Here is a 1,065-nt window from a genome sequence, read left to right on the forward strand (position 1 = left end):
CGTGAGTCATTGTTGTTGAAATCTAGGTATTTACCACCACCGATTAAACCTTCAGCCATTAAGCCTGGTTGACGACTTAAAACTTCATCTTTAGACAACATTTCGTTGGCGTATTGAGAATCTTTTACACCAGCTAGTGAGTCATAGATATCCATAGCGATTTGCAAGCGTAATGGATTGAAAGTTACTTTTGGTTCGTCATATAAAGGCATTAACATTGGATCTGGTTGTGGGATATGTGGTGCAATATTATGAACAGTTGCACGCTCAGTTACTGTATCTGAAACCACTTCTAGGTCGAAGTTTTTCAAGTAACGGATACCACCGTGTACTAATTTAGTTGAACGGCTTGAAGTCCCTTCAGAGAAGTCTTGCATATCCACTAAGGCCGTTTTTAGGCCAGATGCAGCTGCTTGAATCGCTACACCTGCACCTGTGATACCGCCTCCAATAATGAATAAATCATATTGGTTTTCTTTTAATTGTTCGACTGTTTCTTTTCTATATTTAAATGATAATTTAGGCATTTAAACTATACCTCCTATGTATTAGTCGTTTGCTTCTTCTTTAAAGTATTGTGAGTAAGCACGTGTTGCACGGACTGCGTTAGTCCAACCCGCATATAGATCTTCTTTATGTGAGTCATTCATCTTAGGTTCGAAAGTTTGTCCTGGTTGAGTAAACGATTTCAATTCATCAATGTCTTTCCAGTAACCAACAGCTAAACCAGCTAGATAAGCAGCACCTAAGGCTGTTGTCTCAAGGTTAGCAGCGCGAGCAATCTCAATACCAGTAATGTCTGATTGGAACTGCATCAAGTAACCATTCATCGCTGCGCCACCATCAACTTTTAGTAATGGAATATCGATACCAGTATCCTTATTCATTGTATCAGTAATGTCGCGAACTTGGTATGCAATTGATTGTAAAGTTGCTTTGGCGAAGTCAGCTTTTGTTGTCCCACGTGTGATACCAAATGCTGCACCACGAGCGTCTGAATCCCAGTATGGCGCACCTAAACCAGTAAAGGCTGGTACTAAGTAAACTTCATCTTCATTTGTTGAT

2 protein-coding genes are annotated in these 1,065 nt (G+C 40.0%); both read right to left on the minus strand.

Annotated features, from left to right (window positions below):
* Positions 1-527, minus strand: a 527-nt coding sequence (locus ACRCJ0_RS15010; protein WP_431391011.1) for an FAD-dependent oxidoreductase, incomplete at its 3' end; no start/stop codon positions are given.
* A gap of 21 nt (positions 528-548) precedes the next feature.
* Positions 549-1,065 (minus strand): FGGY-family carbohydrate kinase (locus ACRCJ0_RS15015; RefSeq protein WP_431391012.1); only part of this gene is annotated, 517 nt, incomplete at its 5' end.

The organism is Aerococcus sp. L_32, from assembly GCF_050689315.1.